This window comes from Lentilactobacillus hilgardii, assembly GCF_009832765.1.
Classification (GTDB): domain Bacteria; phylum Bacillota; class Bacilli; order Lactobacillales; family Lactobacillaceae; genus Lentilactobacillus; species Lentilactobacillus hilgardii.
The window spans coordinates 1,248,405-1,264,877 of the sequence record NZ_CP047121.1; the positions used below are offsets into that span (position 1 = coordinate 1,248,405).

At 39.2% G+C, this 16,473-nt stretch carries 15 protein-coding genes; 10 read left to right on the forward strand and 5 right to left on the reverse strand.

Translation table 11 applies throughout. The features are described from left to right. Positions 1 to 137 precede the first annotated feature (137 nt). The 8 genes from GQR93_RS05775 (at position 138) to GQR93_RS05810 (ending at position 9,041) form a co-directional block, all read left to right on the forward strand. Positions 138 to 794, forward strand: coding sequence for a histidine phosphatase family protein (locus GQR93_RS05775; protein WP_035444941.1), 657 nt, complete (start codon positions 138 to 140; stop codon positions 792 to 794). Beyond that, positions 795 to 1,571 (forward strand): tetratricopeptide repeat protein, encoded by a 777-nt coding sequence (locus GQR93_RS05780; protein ID WP_003555198.1) that lies wholly within the window; start codon positions 795 to 797, stop codon positions 1,569 to 1,571. A 63-nt stretch (positions 1,572 to 1,634) separates the two neighbouring features. Then, complete coding sequence (gene recD2, locus GQR93_RS05785; protein ID WP_050757978.1) at positions 1,635 to 4,121, forward strand: SF1B family DNA helicase RecD2; 2,487 nt, start codon at positions 1,635 to 1,637, stop codon at positions 4,119 to 4,121. Between the two features lie 136 nt (positions 4,122 to 4,257). After that, the gene (locus GQR93_RS05790) at positions 4,258 to 5,217 is read left to right on the forward strand and encodes a ribose-phosphate diphosphokinase (protein WP_159298720.1); all 960 of its coding nucleotides are present in this window, start codon (positions 4,258 to 4,260) and stop codon (positions 5,215 to 5,217) included. 31 nt (positions 5,218 to 5,248) lie between these two features. Further along, positions 5,249 to 6,238: an aldo/keto reductase gene (locus GQR93_RS05795; protein ID WP_159298828.1), complete on the forward strand. Its 990-nt coding sequence runs from the start codon at positions 5,249 to 5,251 to the stop codon at positions 6,236 to 6,238. A 224-nt stretch (positions 6,239 to 6,462) separates the two neighbouring features. Further along, the gene (gene rbsR, locus GQR93_RS05800) at positions 6,463 to 7,473 is read left to right on the forward strand and encodes a ribose utilization transcriptional repressor RbsR (protein WP_003555208.1); all 1,011 of its coding nucleotides are present in this window, start codon (positions 6,463 to 6,465) and stop codon (positions 7,471 to 7,473) included. Between the two features lie 239 nt (positions 7,474 to 7,712). Beyond that, positions 7,713 to 8,630, forward strand: a complete 918-nt coding sequence (gene rbsK, locus GQR93_RS05805) for a ribokinase (RefSeq protein WP_003555210.1) — start codon at positions 7,713 to 7,715, stop codon at positions 8,628 to 8,630. A gap of 192 nt (positions 8,631 to 8,822) precedes the next feature. After that, positions 8,823 to 9,041 (forward strand): hypothetical protein, encoded by a 219-nt coding sequence (locus GQR93_RS05810; protein WP_003555212.1) that lies wholly within the window; start codon positions 8,823 to 8,825, stop codon positions 9,039 to 9,041. Between the two features lie 87 nt (positions 9,042 to 9,128). On the opposite strand, the gene GQR93_RS05815 is transcribed toward GQR93_RS05810, so the two are convergent. The 4 genes from GQR93_RS05815 to GQR93_RS05830 form a co-directional block, all read right to left on the reverse strand. Beyond that, a complete protein-coding gene (locus GQR93_RS05815) occupies positions 9,129 to 10,088 on the reverse strand; it encodes an ADP-ribosylglycohydrolase family protein (protein WP_003555214.1) in 960 nt (319 codons plus the stop codon). Between the two features lie 186 nt (positions 10,089 to 10,274). Next, positions 10,275 to 11,252, reverse strand: coding sequence for a diacylglycerol/lipid kinase family protein (locus GQR93_RS05820; RefSeq protein ID WP_003555217.1), 978 nt, complete (start codon positions 11,250 to 11,252; stop codon positions 10,275 to 10,277). A 132-nt stretch (positions 11,253 to 11,384) separates the two neighbouring features. After that, the gene (rnjA, locus tag GQR93_RS05825) at positions 11,385 to 13,070 is read right to left on the reverse strand and encodes a ribonuclease J1 (protein WP_003555219.1); all 1,686 of its coding nucleotides are present in this window, start codon (positions 13,068 to 13,070) and stop codon (positions 11,385 to 11,387) included. After that, positions 13,067 to 13,288 carry a DNA-directed RNA polymerase subunit epsilon gene (locus GQR93_RS05830; RefSeq protein ID WP_003555220.1) on the reverse strand — a complete coding sequence of 74 codons (222 nt, stop codon included), beginning with the start codon at positions 13,286 to 13,288 and terminating at the stop codon, positions 13,067 to 13,069. The genes rnjA and GQR93_RS05830 overlap by 4 nt, the downstream gene beginning before the upstream one ends. Positions 13,289 to 13,462: 174 nt before the next feature. Between GQR93_RS05830 and GQR93_RS05835 the strand changes: the two genes are divergently transcribed. Further along, positions 13,463 to 13,969: a hypothetical protein gene (locus GQR93_RS05835; protein WP_003555222.1), complete on the forward strand. Its 507-nt coding sequence runs from the start codon at positions 13,463 to 13,465 to the stop codon at positions 13,967 to 13,969. Positions 13,970 to 14,405: 436 nt separating this feature from the next. On the opposite strand, the gene def is transcribed toward GQR93_RS05835, so the two are convergent. Further along, the gene (gene def / locus GQR93_RS05840; protein ID WP_003555224.1) at positions 14,406 to 14,972 is read right to left on the reverse strand and encodes a peptide deformylase; all 567 of its coding nucleotides are present in this window, start codon (positions 14,970 to 14,972) and stop codon (positions 14,406 to 14,408) included. Between the two features lie 377 nt (positions 14,973 to 15,349). On the opposite strand from def, the gene pdhA reads away from it, so the two are divergent. Beyond that, positions 15,350 to 16,471 carry a pyruvate dehydrogenase (acetyl-transferring) E1 component subunit alpha gene (gene pdhA, locus GQR93_RS05845; protein ID WP_035444946.1) on the forward strand — a complete coding sequence of 374 codons (1,122 nt, stop codon included), beginning with the start codon at positions 15,350 to 15,352 and terminating at the stop codon, positions 16,469 to 16,471. Positions 16,472 to 16,473: the final 2 nt, after the last annotated feature.

Here is a 16,473-nt window from a genome sequence, read left to right on the forward strand (position 1 = left end):
GAAGCGTCTGAATGGTGAAATGATAAATTTTAATAGTCGAGGCGCAAACCACTTTTCACAGCACACTGAATTTCTTTGAAATTCAGTAGCAATGCTGTCATAATAGGTGAGTGATTAACATACGGGAGGAATGGCTTTTGACACGATTATATTTTGTACGGCATGGAAAGACTGAATGGAATCTCGAAAGCCGATACCAGGGTGCTGGCGGTGACTCGCCGCTACTTTCTGAAAGTTATAATGAAATGGCATTACTTGCAGCTCATTTTCAAGACATTTCTTTCAATCATATATATGCCAGTCCGATTAAACGGGCTCGCGTTACCGCCGAAACAATTGGCAGGCGTCTCAAAAGTCACCCTGCCATTTCTTTATTGTCCAGATTGGAAGAATTTAACCTGGGCAAAATGGAGGGAATGAAATTTTCTGACGTTGAAAAACGTTATCCGCAAGAATTTGAGAATTTCCGGAATCATCCTGATCTTTATGATCCTGCTGAGATTGGCGGTGAGAGTTACTTGGATGTCATTAATCGAATGACACCCGCCATTATTGAGATAATCAACAGCAATCCCCACAAAAACGTCATGATTGTCAGTCATGGTGCTGCACTGAACGCAGAGATGAATCATTTGTTGGGGACATCACTTGCTGATTTACGAAAACGCGGTGGGTTGGCAAATACCAGCACGACTATTATAGAAAGTCATGATGCTGGACAATCTTTCTCCCTGATTAAGTGGAATGATACAAGTTATTTAAACAAAAAATTGGATGAAACTGATCTAGTCTAGGTGATTGATATGAAAAAAAATAATTCAGACAAGATTAAAGAATTGCAAAAAAAGAATCAGGAGAACCAACGTAAATATACTAAGAAACGTGAAGATGAGGAAAAAAAGGCCAATCAACTTATTCATCAGATGGTTTCGAAAATTGATGCCAATCCCCATGATTACCACCATTACTATGATTTGGCAACTTTATTAGTAGAGGGTAAGGATTACGAACAGGCAGAAGAGCTCTTGATGAAAGCATTGGGGATTTTTGACCAATCCTCTGAGGATATTAAAGATACTTTGAAATTTGGGCTTGGCAATGTTTATTACGCTGCTCAAGAGTACGATAAAGCTATCAAAATTTTTCAGGAGATAAATGATGACAAGCTCCAGGCAGAAGCCTATATCATGCTGGCACAAAGTTATATGGCCAAGGGTGACAATAAGCGGGCAATGGTGTTTGCCTTATCTGCGCAAAGTACCAGGCAAAAGGATCCGGCTGTCAATGAGATGATTGGTGATAATCTGCTGGCACTCGGCAATTTTTCTCAGGCCGCTGAATTCTATGATTTGGTTTTAACGGCTGAGCCTCAGAATGGTAGAGCCAATTTTAATCGTGGACTGGTTGCGATGGTTGCGGATGAACCCTTTGAAAGTTATTTCAAAAAAGCAAATCAATATGATCCGGCATACTTTAATAAGGGCCAAAAAAAATTGAAAGATATTGAAAAATTTATTCAGTTAAACGGAACTAAAAAGGCTCATGATCAGCATGGCAAAAAAACTAAGTAGGCTTGCTGATGGATTCAGTGAGTCTTGAATCATTTTGTGAGGAGAATTAAAGTGGACCAACCGATGGGATTATTTGAACCCCAAGATAACTTAAATCAAAATATGTACGTTGATGGACGGCTGAAGGCCATTTTCTTTTCTAGCAATGACAGTTTTTACAAAGTTCTGTTAATTGAAATTACGGATACCAATTTGAACTGGCCGGAAAGTGAAATTGTGGTGACTGGAAACTTTGGCGATGTCGTTGAAGAAAACAGCTATCATTTTACCGGAAAGGTTATTGATCACCCCAGGTATGGTAAGCAATTTCAAGCCGCCAATTATACGAGTTTAATTGCGACGACCAAGGAGGGCGTGATTAAATATCTTTCCGGAGATCGTTTTCCCGGTATTGGCAAGCAGACTGCCCAGCGGGTGGTTAAAGTTTTGGGCGATGATGCCATTCAACGAATCAACGCCGATGGTCGGGTTTTGGACCAGGTGCCGATTACCCAAAAACAACGAGATGCAATTTTGGATAATCTAAGTGTTGATGATGGCTTGGAAAAAGTGATTGTGGGACTTAATTCGTATGGATTTTCTAGTAAAATTGCGTCGGATATTTATGAGAAATACCATGGGGATGCCCTGAAAATCATATCTGAAAATCCTTATCAATTGGTGGAGGATATCCGCGGTATTAGTTTTAAACGTGCGGATGCAATTGCCTTAAAATTGGGGTTAACAGCTGCTTCTACCGAACGGATTAGAGCCGGTCTGCTGTACGCAATTCAAGAACTTTGTTTTGAAAATGGTGATACTTACACAACAACTTCTGCATTATTGAATATGGCAGGTGGCCTGCTGGATAACAACGCTGAACATCAGGTGAGTGGTCAACAACTCGGCGAATCTCTAATTGAATTAGCTAAGGAACATAAAGTCGTCGGTGAGGGAGACCGAATTTATTTGAGCTATGTTTATAATGCCGAGGTTCAAATTGCCGAACACTTGAATCGAATTATTAAAAATAAAGACGATGGTGAAGACCATTTTTCTGATGATGCAATTAAAAGCCAAATACGCATGGTTGAAAGTAAATTTGATATTAATTATGACGATTCACAAAGCCAAGCGATTATGGAAGCTGTGAAATCACCAGCTTTTATTCTGACTGGTGGTCCGGGAACCGGTAAGACAACTATTATCAATGGGATTGTCAATACCTATGCCCGACTGCATGAGTATTCATTGGATATCAATGAGTACAAGGATAAACCTTTTCCGATTGTGCTGGCTGCACCAACTGGACGAGCGGCAAAGCATATGTCTGATTCAACCGGACTACCTGCCAGCACGATCCATCGACTGCTTGGGTTAAATGGGCAGGAGTCTGCGGACTATACTTCACCAAAAGATATTGAAGGAAGCTTGTTAATTATTGACGAAATGTCAATGGTTGATACTTTTCTTTTTAGATTATTGATGCGTGCGGTTCCAAACCATATGCAAATCATCTTTGTCGGCGATCAAGACCAGTTGCCCTCAGTTGGCCCCGGACAAGTGTTTCACGATTTACTGACATCCAAGCAGCTTCCTGCCATGCATCTTGATAATATTTATCGACAGGAAAAGGGATCTTCAATTGTCCAACTTGCTCATGATATTCATGCGGGGAAACTTTCTGAGAACTTTGACCAAAACCAATCAGATCGGTCGTTTATTGCTTGTAATGAAACGCAACTGCCCTCGGTCATTGAACAGGTTGCCCGTCGTGCTAAAGACAAAGATTTTGGCTTGATGGATGTACAAGTGCTTGCTCCGATGTATCGGGGAACAGCGGGCATTGATCATTTAAACAACATCTTACAAAATGTGTGGCAGGTTAATCCGACTGGTAAATCAGTGACAATTAGGGACCATACGTATCGAATTGGCGACAAAGTTTTACAGTTGGTTAATAATCCTGAACAAAATGTTTTTAATGGAGATTTAGGCATTATTGTTGGAATGGAGGCACCTAAGAACCAAGCGATTCCTACAAAAATAATCATTGACTTTGATGAAACAGAAGTCACTTATGAGAAGAACGAATGGATTCAATTTACACTGGCTTATTGTACCTCGATTCATAAAGCTCAAGGTAGCGAGTTTCCAATGGTTATTCTGCCGATTGTTCGGCAATACTCACGAATGCTGCAGCGGAATTTGCTTTACACAGCTGTTACACGTGCCAGTGACTTCTTAATTATGTTGGGTGAGAAACAGGCGTTTGAACAATGCGTGCGCAGTATTTCGGTAAATAGAAAAACTAGTTTGGTGCAGCGCCTGGTTGAAGCTATCAGTGAGGAACCGTATCAAGCAGTTAAAAATCCATCAACAGACAATTTAAATGATTCTGTTAGCATTAAAAATAATCATGATGAGCAACAGGAAGCGGTGGCATCGAGTGAACCGCGTCATCTTCCCGACCACTTAACTGGGGAGATGATTAACGATGAACAAGTTGATCCAATGATTGGAATGGATGGGATAACACCTTATCAATTTGATAAGTCAAATATGTCATAATATGAACGAATGGCTGGAAAAGGATGATGAAAGCGTTAAACAAACGATTTCTTCTTAACTTTTCACGTTGATTCGCTGTATAGTGGAAGCAAAATTATGGTAGTATTTAATTAAACAAGAATACTTGGAGGGTAACATGGCTGAATTGAAATCACATCCTAGGGTTAAATTATTTTCTTTAAACTCGAATCGTCCACTTGCCGAAGCGATTAGTCGGGCGGTCGGAGTGCCACTTAGTGATGCAACTGTCGAAAAATTTAGTGATGATGAAATAAAAATAAGTGTGAATGAAAGCATTCGAGGCGATGAGGTCTATATTATTCAGTCGGTTTCAGATCCTGTTAATTCAAATCTGATGGAATTACTGATTATGGTGGATGCTGTTCGTCGTGCCAGTGCAAAGTCAATTAATGTCGTCATTCCATATTATGGGTATTCACGGGCAGACCGAAAAGCGCGCTCGCGAGAACCGATTACTGCTAAGCTAGTTGCATCATTCTTGGAAATGGATGGTGTTGACCGGGTTGTGACGCTTGATTTACATGCGGATCAAATCCAGGGATTCTTTAACATTCCCGTTGATCATTTAAGAGCAAATACATTATTGGCAGATTATTTTGCTAAGAAACACAATGATTCCAACAGTGTTGTTGTTTCACCTGATCATACGGGGGTGTCTCGGGCTCGAAAGTTTGCCGAGCTTTTAGATGCTCCGATTGCTATTATTGACAATCGTTCTCCCGAAGATGCAACAACCGTTCCAGAATCTGTCATCGGTAATGTTAAAGGCAAAAAAGCAATCATTGTAGATGATATGATTGATACTGCCTTCAAATTAACCATTGCAGCTGAAACTTTAAAAAAAGCCGGAGCAACCGATGTATACGCAATTGCGACACATGCCGTTTTTTCGGGGAATGCGCAACAACGGCTTCAAGATTCAGAAATTGAAAAAGTTATTGTGACTGACTCAATTAATATTTCCAAAGCAGATCAGTTTGAGAAATTAGAAGTTGTTTCGGTAGGGGATTTGTTCGGTGAAGCAATTACTTTGATTCATAATCAACAATCAGTTGGCAAACTGTTTGGAAGATAATTTTTTATTAAGGGTGGATTGATTTATGTATATGTACAAGGCAAATGAAGGACGTTATGATCATGCAGTTGTGAGACGAGCAGGAGATTCTGGACTTCAAGTACCTGCTTTGTCATTTGGAATGTGGCATAGTTTTGGCGATGATGCCAACTATGGCGACAGTGAAAAGGTTATTTTAAAGGCGTTTGATGAAGGTATCTTCAGCTTTGATTTAGCTTATAATTATGGGCCGACTTCTGGTGCGGCAGAAAGAATGTTTGGTGACGTTTATCGTGCTAATTTAAAATCCTATCGTGATGAATTGGTTATTACGACTAAAGCCGGTTTTAATATGTGGCCCGGTCCTTATGGAAATTTTTCATCCAAAAAAACATTAGTTAATGCGTTGGATGGTAGCTTGAAACGAATGGGGTTGGATTATGTCGACATTTATTACAGTCATCGATTTGATCCAAACACTAATTTGAAAGAAACCGCCAATGCGTTAGATGGCATTGTGCGGTCTGGTAAGGCACTCTATATTGGCATTTCCAATTATAATTCAGAACAAACAAAAGAAATAACGCAATACTTTAATGACTTGCATACGCCATTTGTGGTTAACCAGGCTTCATATAATATGTTAAATCGGGAAGTTGAGGATGATGGTCTTCTGAAGACACTGAAGGATGAGAATAAAGCTTTGATTGCTTATGGGCCTTTAGCAGAAGGACTATTAACCGATAAATATCTTGGCGGAATGAGTGATGATGTTAAAGTTCATTGGAGCAACCAGTTTGTAATCAAGCATGGTAAAGACGAACTTGTTAAGAAATTGAATGAGTTAAACGACATTGCTAAGAACCGTGGGCAAAATCTTGCTCAGATGTCTTTAGCTTGGCTGCTTCATGATAAGACGGTTGCCAGTGTTGTAACCGGTGCCTCAAAAGTAGCTCATTTGGAAGATAATTTAAAAGCATTAGATAATCTTGATTTTACTGATGATGAATTATCACAGATTGATAAAATTGTTAAAGAATAAAGTATGATTATTGGAAAATGAAGTTAATAGTCTTTGTAAAGGGTGGCGTATAATCAATTTTTGATTAGAGGCCACTTTTTTTGACTAAAATTGCTGGAATGGCGGTTTATGTCCTGTAAAATAATTTGATGAATAGTGAGTTTTAGCAAATATCAAGTAAAACTGTTTAGTTTAATCATGATATACTTATCTGTATTAGATTATGCCTTGAATGGAGAATAGTTATGACAAAAAAAGTTACTATCACGGATTTGGCAAAGCGTGCCAATGTTTCCGTTACGACAGTTTCACAGATTCTTAACGGAAAAGATGATCGTTTTAGTGAAAAAACGGTTAAAAAAGTTCATCAATTACAAAAAGAGATGGGATATGTCCCTGATTTTAACGCTCAGAGTTTAATTCGTCGAAGTGGTCGGACAATTGGTGTTTTGGTTCCAAATATTAATAATCCGTTTTTTAGTCACTTCTTAAGGGGAATTGAGTCTGTCGCTATGGACAATGGTTATATTCCGCTTATTTTTGGGTCTAACAACAATCAAAAGTTGGAAAGCTATTACTTGTTTGAATCTATCAGAAGGGCCGCAGACGGCATGATAATCGCTTCTGCTATCTCGGATGTTAGTTACATTGATAATATTCTAAATCAGAACGGCATTCCTTATTTGCTGACTGATCAAGCTCCGGTTGCAGACGGGGATCAGGTAGATGTTAATAATTACCATGGTGGAGAGTTGTTAGCAAATTATCTTATCCAAAAGGGTCATCAAAGAGTGACCGTTGTTACTGATCAACACCCAACCCTCAACCTTAAACAGCGACTTACCGGATTCCTTGATGTATTTCGCAGCCATGGTTTATCGATTGCAGATGAACAAATCGTTGAAACCGAACTAACAAAATTGGGAGGATATCATGCGACAAAACAAGCCTTGGCGCATCATCCTACAGCAATCTTTGCGTTAAATGATGAAATTGCTATCGGCTTATATCGTGGTATTCATGAAGCAGGGTTAAGGATTCCCGATGACATTTCAATTGTTGGCTATGACGATATTGATTTAACCGAATACGTTACACCAACATTAACGACCATTCATCAACCATCATTTGAAATGGGAGAAAGCGCGGCGAAACTGATTCTAAAACGAATTCAGGACAGAGATCGGCCGTTTCAAAGCGTCTCTTTGCCGATTGAACTTGTTGAGAGGGAAAGTGTTAAGAATATTAATTCTTGAAATTTTTATTTGTAAAAGGATTTCAGATCTGGTATTCTCTTTAGTGAAAGGTTTTACTTAATTTCGATTTTAGTAGAAAACCTGTTATTCTCAGGGCATCGATTGGATGCTTTTGTAGAATTAATCATTGATTATGAGGAATGTACGGCGGGCAGAGATTGCCGTGATCAATACGGCGAACGGGTGATTCGAATCTCTATACTTGTTTGTACATATTTATATTAAGAGGAGCCTTAAAAATGACGAATAAAGTGGTTGTACTAGGAAGTTTAAATGTTGATACTACCCTCCACATTGCGCAGATGCCAAAGCCGGGTGAAACCATTAGTGCGCAAAGCAAGACTAATTCTGCAGGGGGAAAAGGTGCCAATCAGGCTGTTGCAGCTGCCCGATCACATGCCCAGACCAGTTTTATCGGCCAAGTTGGTGAAGACAGCGCGGGTGAATTCATGATTAATGCATTAAAAAAAGATCGGATTAACACTGATCATATTAATGTAACATCAAACGCCGGTACTGGATCCGCAGTTATTTTGCTGGACAAAGAAGGACAGAACAGCATTATGGTTTATGGTGGTGCAAATCAAGCGATGAGCACGGATATTATTGCGGATAGCGAGGCTGTAATTGCGGATGCTGATGTGTTGATTTCACAATTTGAAACACCTCAAACAGTCGCTTATGAAGCGTTTAAGGTTGCAAAGAAACATGGCGTTATGACGATTTTAAATCCTGCACCGGCAGCCGATATTTTAGATGGTTTGTTGGAAGTGACAGATTTGATTGTTCCCAACGAAACGGAAAGTGCCACGTTGACGGGAATTAACGTCACTGACATTGACTCTATGGATCAAAATGCTGCAAAATTTGCTTCAATGGGTATTCAAAACTTGATTATTACAGTTGGAGACCGGGGCGCATATTATCACACTCCCGATGCGAGTGGATTTGTACCAGCATTTAAGGTGAAGGCGAAGGACACAACGGCAGCAGGAGACACCTTTATTGGTGCTTTCAGTTCAAAAGTGCTTAAAGATCTTTCTAACATTGAGATGGCATTGACTTACGCTCAACAGGCGTCATCCATTACTGTTCAAAGGATGGGCGCATTGCCTTCAATTCCGACAACCGAGGAAATTTCTGCAGAATATAAATAAAACTTATTGTTTCCATTAGACCTTTTAGGCAGGTAAAAGTGTTTTTTTCAAAGGTGTTGATTTACTAAAGTTTATCTGTTAACATTACCAGACGTTAGCAGGAATTTAAATTTAAGAACTTAACATATTCTTTAGGATTGTTAAGTTTGGTGTTAATCAATTCATTTTATACGTTTAAAGGGGTTTATAGCTATGAGTAATAAGTTAGAAATTCTTAAAGATTATCAAAAAGCAGCTTCCAAGCTAAATCGATTGAAATCACAAGAGGCTGAGGTCTGTCGTTCTGAAAATGGCGAAGACAAGGACACGGTTGTGATTAAACCGCAATTTGGAAATGAAATGAATCATCTTAATAAAGAGTGCGAACAGCTAAATATGATTCTTGAAGCAATGGATGCTTCGGAAGATTAAGGTTAGTCAACTCTATCAAAAGAGATCCGGATTAAAATATCCGGATCTCTTTTTGATAATATCACTAGGTTGATGTCGACATAAAAGTTAAAAATAGTTAGATAAAAGGGCAAAGGAGACAGCAATTTTTATTTGGCCGCGACCTTTTAAGTCTTTTAACCAATTTGGTGGGAATGTCACAGGTGCGTAAAGTAATGAAGCTAACATAGAAGTGATAGAACCGATGGTGTCGGCGTCATGACCGAGGTTAACGGCTCGTTTAACAGCGACAAAATACTGTTCCGAATTAAACAGGCACCAAAAGACTGAGTTTAGTGTATCAACAACGTAGGCAGAACTTTTAATTTGAGTGCTTGGTTGCCGCAAGAAGCCAGAATCGCCTAGTTGCTCGAAATAGGGGACTTGATCCTTAAATTGGGTTTTACCCTTATAATAGTCTAAAGCCTCTTGAATCGCCCGTAACATCGCATATTTGTTGGGATTTTGAATGACCCTGATAATAACGTTGATTAAAATTCCGGAAGCTACTAGGCTGCGGGGATGGCGATGGGTTGTTGCGGTGAATCGATGGACAAGTGATGCTACCTGATCATCAAATTGATAGTGACGGTAATCGGTTAAGATGAAAAAAGCCAGTGGCATCATCCGCATTAGCGCGCCATTGCCATTATCCATTTCATCATTACCACCGCAAAGTTCTGGGGTGATACCCTTATCAAAGCGTTTGATAGCGGCTTTTGTTGTTTTACCGATATCAAAGGAAGTTCCGAACGGTGTATAGTCACCAAAATGATACCATTGAGAGTATCTTGTCATGAGATCATTAAGGTTGAACCCAAGCGATAGGCTAACTAAAGATGCAATAGATAACGATGTGTCGTCTGACCAGGTTCCCTTGGGAACATCGAATGCTCGATGGCCCAGCATCGTATCAACAGGGCTTTCAAGTAATTTTTCGCGTTCTTCAAATTGTACAGGGACTCCAAGGGCATCGCCCAGGGCGACAGCAGTTAAGGATTGAAATAAAAGGTAGCTTGTTGAATACATGAGATTTACCTCGATCTTGTGATTTCTAAACGGTATTTCATAACGGTTTTATTGAAAGCTGTTCGTTTAACCATAAGCCACTTGATAGTCATTTTCAATGCTAAATCTTGGTAGTAAGCGGTTTATCTTGATCGTTTTCTGTTAAAAATTGAAGTTAAAATGAATTTATGATTTGATCTTGAACTTTCAAAGTTGGGAATTATCCGTCTTCTTTATCCAAAATGGATAATCCTTTGTTTCGTAAGAAGCGTTATAAGTTTTGTGACCAAGTTCTTCACCATCAATTTGACCATAGCGAGCCTTTTTGGTCTTTAATTCGAAATGGGTCTCAGAAAAATGATGGACAAAACGAAGATGCAAATGACGCTTCAATAGTAGCATAAAAATAAACAACAGGATCTGACGGTAGGTTGGTTTCTCGACGATTACCAAATCCAATTGGTCCTTATAAACAGACGCTCGTGGCACAATATCGATGCCTCCGCCAAAGTAAGGGTGATTTGTAACTGTTACGAGAAATGCTTTTGAATAAGTGTGAATAGTGCCGTTGGGGTGGGTGACTGTTAGCTCAAAAGGTTGAACGGTTTGAATAGCATGTAAGACGGATACCCAGTATGAAAAACCGCTGAATTGTTTATGATGTTTTAATAAGGAATGGTTCGCCAAATAAACAACGGTTGCATCTAATCCGATTCCAAAATTATTAAGAAAATAACCATCTGTTGAAAGATCGTGATTAATGAAATGCCCAATATGGATTTTAGTAGGGACTTGGCATTCAAAAATATCATGAAGCGCTTTTTTCCAATGACGAGGAATTTTTAATGCCCGTGCGAAATCATTTCCAGAGCCGATTGGTAAAAGCCCAACTGGGACTCTAGGGTCCTTTATCTGGGGGTGCTCAGCATAAAAGCGCATGCAACCGAGGATTGTTTCGTGAAGAGTTCCATCGCCTCCTGTAGCGATAATAATTGCGTCAGGATGATTGGTGGCCGTTATTTGATCAAGAATTCGCATAGCGATGGAAACTGCATGACCGTCGTATTCAGTAAAGTAGGCGCGGTAAGAGATGTTTTTCTTTTTGAGATATTGTTCAATTTGAGGCCAGACTTTACGGCCATTGTTCCCACCAGCCGTGGGATTTACGATAATAAAGTATTCCATTCCTGAAAATGCCCCCGTTACAATAAGTAATAAGCTTTAATATATGTAAAAAAAGCTTGAGAATCGAATGGTTAAACTATCCGATTCTCAAGCTTCTTGTCAATTATAGCCCCAAAGGTTGTTTTGAAATGTTTAGTGATTACCGTTCATGATTAACATTGGCAGAATCATTGGATGACGTTCGGTTTTATCGTATAAAAACTCTTGTAAGTCATCAATAACAGCATTTCGAATAGAAGCCTCAGTTGCTTTTTTATTATGCATAGCTTTTCTGATTGTCTTAAATACGCGTCTTCTACCTTCGTCAAGTAGTTCACCTGACTCACGCATATACACAAATCCACGAGAAAGAATATCAGGACCGGATTGGATTTCTTGATTGTGCAAGTTGATTGTTGCGACAACGACTACAATACCTTCTTCAGAAAGTAACTGTCTATCTCGCAATACAATACTTCCAATATCTCCGATGCCACTACCGTCAATGTAGACATCACCGGCTTGGAAGTGACCAGCTAATCTGGCAGTGTCTTTAGATAATGCCAAGACATCACCATTTTGCATGATAAAACTATGATCAAGTGGGACACCACATTGTTCGGCAAGCTCTGTGTGGATTTTTAACATTCGGTATTCACCATGAATCGGCATAAAGAACTTGGGCTTCATTAAGCGAAGCATCAACTTCTGTTCTTCTTGACCACCATGTCCGGAAGTATGAATGTTATTAACTTTACCGTGAATAACATTAGCACCAGCTTCTTCAAGCTTGTTGATAACATCATTCACGCTGGTTGTATTACCTGGAATTGGGTTACTTGAAAAAATAACGGTGTCTCCAGGTTGAATTGAAATCTGTCTGTGAGTACCATTAGCAATTCGTGAAAGAGCTGCCATGGGTTCACCCTGAGAGCCGGTACATAAGATCATTGTTTTATTAGCAGGTAAGGATTGAAGCTGATTTGCATCAACAAATGCGTCATCAGGAATATCCAAATATCCTAATTCACGGCCATTAACAATGGCAGCATCCATACTCCGGCCAAATACCGCGATCTTACGTCCCCGAGCCAATGCATTATCACAGGCAGTTTTAATTCGGGAAATATTTGATGCAAATGTCGCAAAAATGATCCGATCTTTCACCTGATCAAAAATATGGGAAATGGAAATACCAACCCATTTTTCTGATTTAGTCCAAACCGGTTTTTCAGCATTTGTACTGTCAGACATTAGACAAAGGACACCTTCAGCACCTAACTTTGCCATTTCCTGAAGATCAGGCGGCTGATTAGTTACCGGTGTGAGGTCAAACTTATAATCACCGGTTTCGACAATGACACCCACTGGCGTATGAACTGCAACACCTAGTGTGTCAGGAATCGAATGAGTTGTTCTGAAGAATGAAACTTTTGTCTTACGAAACTTGATGACGGATTTATCACTAATTTCATGAAGTTCTACAGAATTTAGAAGGCCATGTTCTTCTAGTTTGTTTTTGATAAGAGCCATTGCTAACGGTCCGGCATAGATTGGGACGTTCAAAACCTTCATCAGGTATGGAACGCCACCGATATGATCTTCATGCCCATGTGTGATAACAAGTGCCTTAATCTTATCCTTATTGTCAACTAAATATTTGTAGTCCGGAATAACATAATCAACTCCGAGAAGATCATCTTCGGGGAATTTGATTCCGGCATCAATTAGAATAATTTCATCCTGAAATTGGACGCCATAGGTGTTTTTTCCAATTTCACCAAGTCCGCCAACGCCATAGATAGCTGCTTCGTTATTTTTGACGTTCAGCTTTTTCATTTATTGTTAAACTCCGTTAATTTGAAATTCGAACTGTCTTGCTCGTATTTCAAGTGTTCACCTTGGAGCGGCTCCACGAATTCGATAGCATAATCAGTGTTATCTTCTACTAATCCGCGAGCTTCTACTTCTGTATCGGCCTCAAGATACAGAGAGAGTGTCGTTTCCCGACGAGGTGTTTGCTTTTTGTCGGGTTGATATAAAACCTTAAAAATCATAAAAAAACTCCTTTATTCATGTACTTTTTCGAAACGATCAGGTTTCTTTCCGAACAAGTGGTTGTGAGAACACAACTAATGGAGCTATTTTACCATAATCTAAAGAATAAGTATATAAACATGATATCAAACTCTAAAGGCGTTCTCATGTTAAAATTAATTTAGCAAAGTGAAATGGAAGTGAAAAGTAGATTGACTATGATGCTTATCATTCAAATCGTTATCGGTTTAGTTGCAGCTTTTGCCGTGTATAATCTGATTCACTACTTATTTGTTACACGTCCAAGTCGAAAGAGACTACTTTCAGCACAGAGAACAGTTAACAAAGCAGTTGCCGAAGTCCTTAAAGCTTTAATTTCGGCTGATAAGCTTGCTCCTATAAAGGAGGAAGAATTACACTCAGAAATGATTGCCAATATTTGGGGGAGGGGTGTGATGGCATTCGAATATCATATTCCAATCGACCGGGTAAAGGGCTCGATTCCGGATTTAAAGGAATTGTTGACAAAGGGATTGGATGAGTATAGCCAGAAGAACGGGATTCATGCGCATGGAAAAAAGTCGTCCGTTTTTGTAGTAACCGATATCTGGCAATTGGATGACCGCTTACACTTTGATGTCGCCTATTTGATAAATTTAACCACAATTGAATATATTGATGATCTCAATCGACTACATTGATAAATAGGTTGATTATTAAATCCGGTTTTGGTTGAGAGGCACAGCTAAAATGATCTTAAGAAGTCGTGATTGTAAAATAAAGAGATTGGGCAATGATTTGCTCCAACCTCTTTATTTTTTTGTTTTGTAAATGTCAAAAAACCAGCAGCCATAACAGCGTCGTTTCCGAATTTTCAGATGGCTTTAAGCACATCTAGGTCGACGTGACTGATGATGAGTTCCAGATTCAAAAGAGTGGACAGGACCACGCGCACTTTGATTGTTGAAATTATGTTTCATATTTTTTGAAATGCTAAAAATTACTTACAAAAAGTACACTAATATAGTGATTCACAACAACATTATCAATTTCACGTTTTCAAGCGGACAAGCCCTGAAAGATTGTACAAGAATTAAAATGATCGACGTGTCACTTTTTACTGTTCAAACAACAGATTTAGTAAATGAATACCTCGTCATCATCTCGTTTAAAGGGATTGTCTTTGTTGATGTGATCATAAAACAAAATGCCGTGTAAATGATCGATTTCATGTTGACAAACAATTGCAGGGTAGTTTTTTAAACGAATCTTGTGTTCATTACCGTCAACATCCTGATATTTCAACGTAATTCTTGCTGATCGAGGGACGTATCCAGGTACGTCACGATCAACGGAAAGGCAGCCCTCACCCTCAGTCAATGCACCACGTTGAACAGAATTTGAAACAATGACGGGGTTAATAATAACGTCCTTGAAAAGTGGTTTACCTTTTTCATTTTCATCATCATTCGGAACTAAAACAGAGGCCATCATTTTAGAGACACCGACTTGTGGTGCTGCTAATCCGACTCCCGCACGAAGCTTGTATTTTTCACATAGTTCTGGGTTTTGACTGACTTCAAGGTATTCCATTAAATCGTGTGCCAATTTTTTGTCATCGGCAGATAATGGAAATTTAACTTTTTTAGCTTCTTGTCGTAGAACGGGATCGCCATCTCGAACAATATCATCCATTAAAAACAAATCAAAGACCTCCGAATATTTTTATCACTATTTACATTTTATCTTAATATCTAAAAAAATACTATGCGTTAAATTCATAAGTTATTTAGGAAATTGTTAAAAAAATCGGCATAAAAGGTTGAATGAGATATAGATTTATGGCATAGATGCAGGGGCATTTATTAAATAAATAAACATGTAACATTTCACAATCTTTACTCGCACAAGCGGTTTCAAGGTTTATTTGCAGGAAAAAAGTAAGCAAACGAAAAAACCCTTTTGAAAGCAATGTAAGGGCTTGCAAACGGACTGAAAAAATGCTAAATTTTAAGTGTGGTTTAGAAGTGATCTATTTGTGCATCACAAGTCTAGCTTTACAGGAAAGGAAAGTGTTATCTATGGCAGCAAAGAGTAAGCATGTTGTTGATTTTGAGAACATCAAATCGACGATGAGCGATCCATACAAGAAACCTGTTCAAGTAATTGATGAAACTGGAAAGATCGTTAATCAGGAATTGTTCGATCGGTTCAGTGATGATGAACTGGTTACTTTGATGGAAAAGATGGTTTGGGAACGTGCATTGCACGAACAAACAATGAACTTTTCGCGTCAAGGTCGTTTAGGCTTCTATGCTCCAACTTTAGGTGAGGAAGCTTCCGAAATGGGAATTGCTCACGCAATGAAGAAACAAGACTACCTATTCCCAGCATATCGTGATTTACCACAATTAATCCAACACGGTGCAACCGTTAAAGAAGGATTCTTATGGTCTAAAGGTCACTATCAATGCTATGACTATGTACGACGTGGTGTTCGTGCATGGATTCCACAAATTATCATTGGCGCTCAGTACGTTCAATGTGCCGGCGCAGCATTAGGTATTAAAAAGAATGATGAAAAGGACACAGTTGCCTATGTATTTACAGGTGATGGCGGTACTTCGCAGGGTGACTTCTATGAAGGAATCAACTTTGCAAGTTCTTTCCAAGCACCGGCTGTCTTCTTTGTTCAAAATAATGGTTGGGCAATTTCAGTTCCACGAAAGACACAAACTGCTGCTGAAACACTCGCTCAAAAGGGTGTTGCTTCAGGTGTTCCAGGTGTTCAAGTTGATGGAATGGATATCTTGGCAACTTATCTTGTTGCCAAGGATGCTCGTGACTTTGCCGCTGCAGGCAATGGCCCTGCATTAGTTGAAACCTTAACTTATCGTTTCGGCGCTCACAGTTCTGCTGGTGATGATCCAAGTCGTTATCGTACTAAGGAAGAAGAAAAGCCTTGGTTTGATCGTGACCCATTAATTCGATTAAGAAAAGTATTGACTGACAAGAAACTTTGGGATCAAGACAAAGAAGACAAGTTGGTCGCTCAATACAAGGATCAATTCAAACAGGATATGAAAGATGCTGAAGCTGCACCTAAGCAAAAGGTCAGTGACTTCTTGAAACACACATTTGAAGTACCTACCCCAGATGTTGCAGCCCAAATCAAAGAATTTGAAGCAAAGGAGTCGAAGTAATC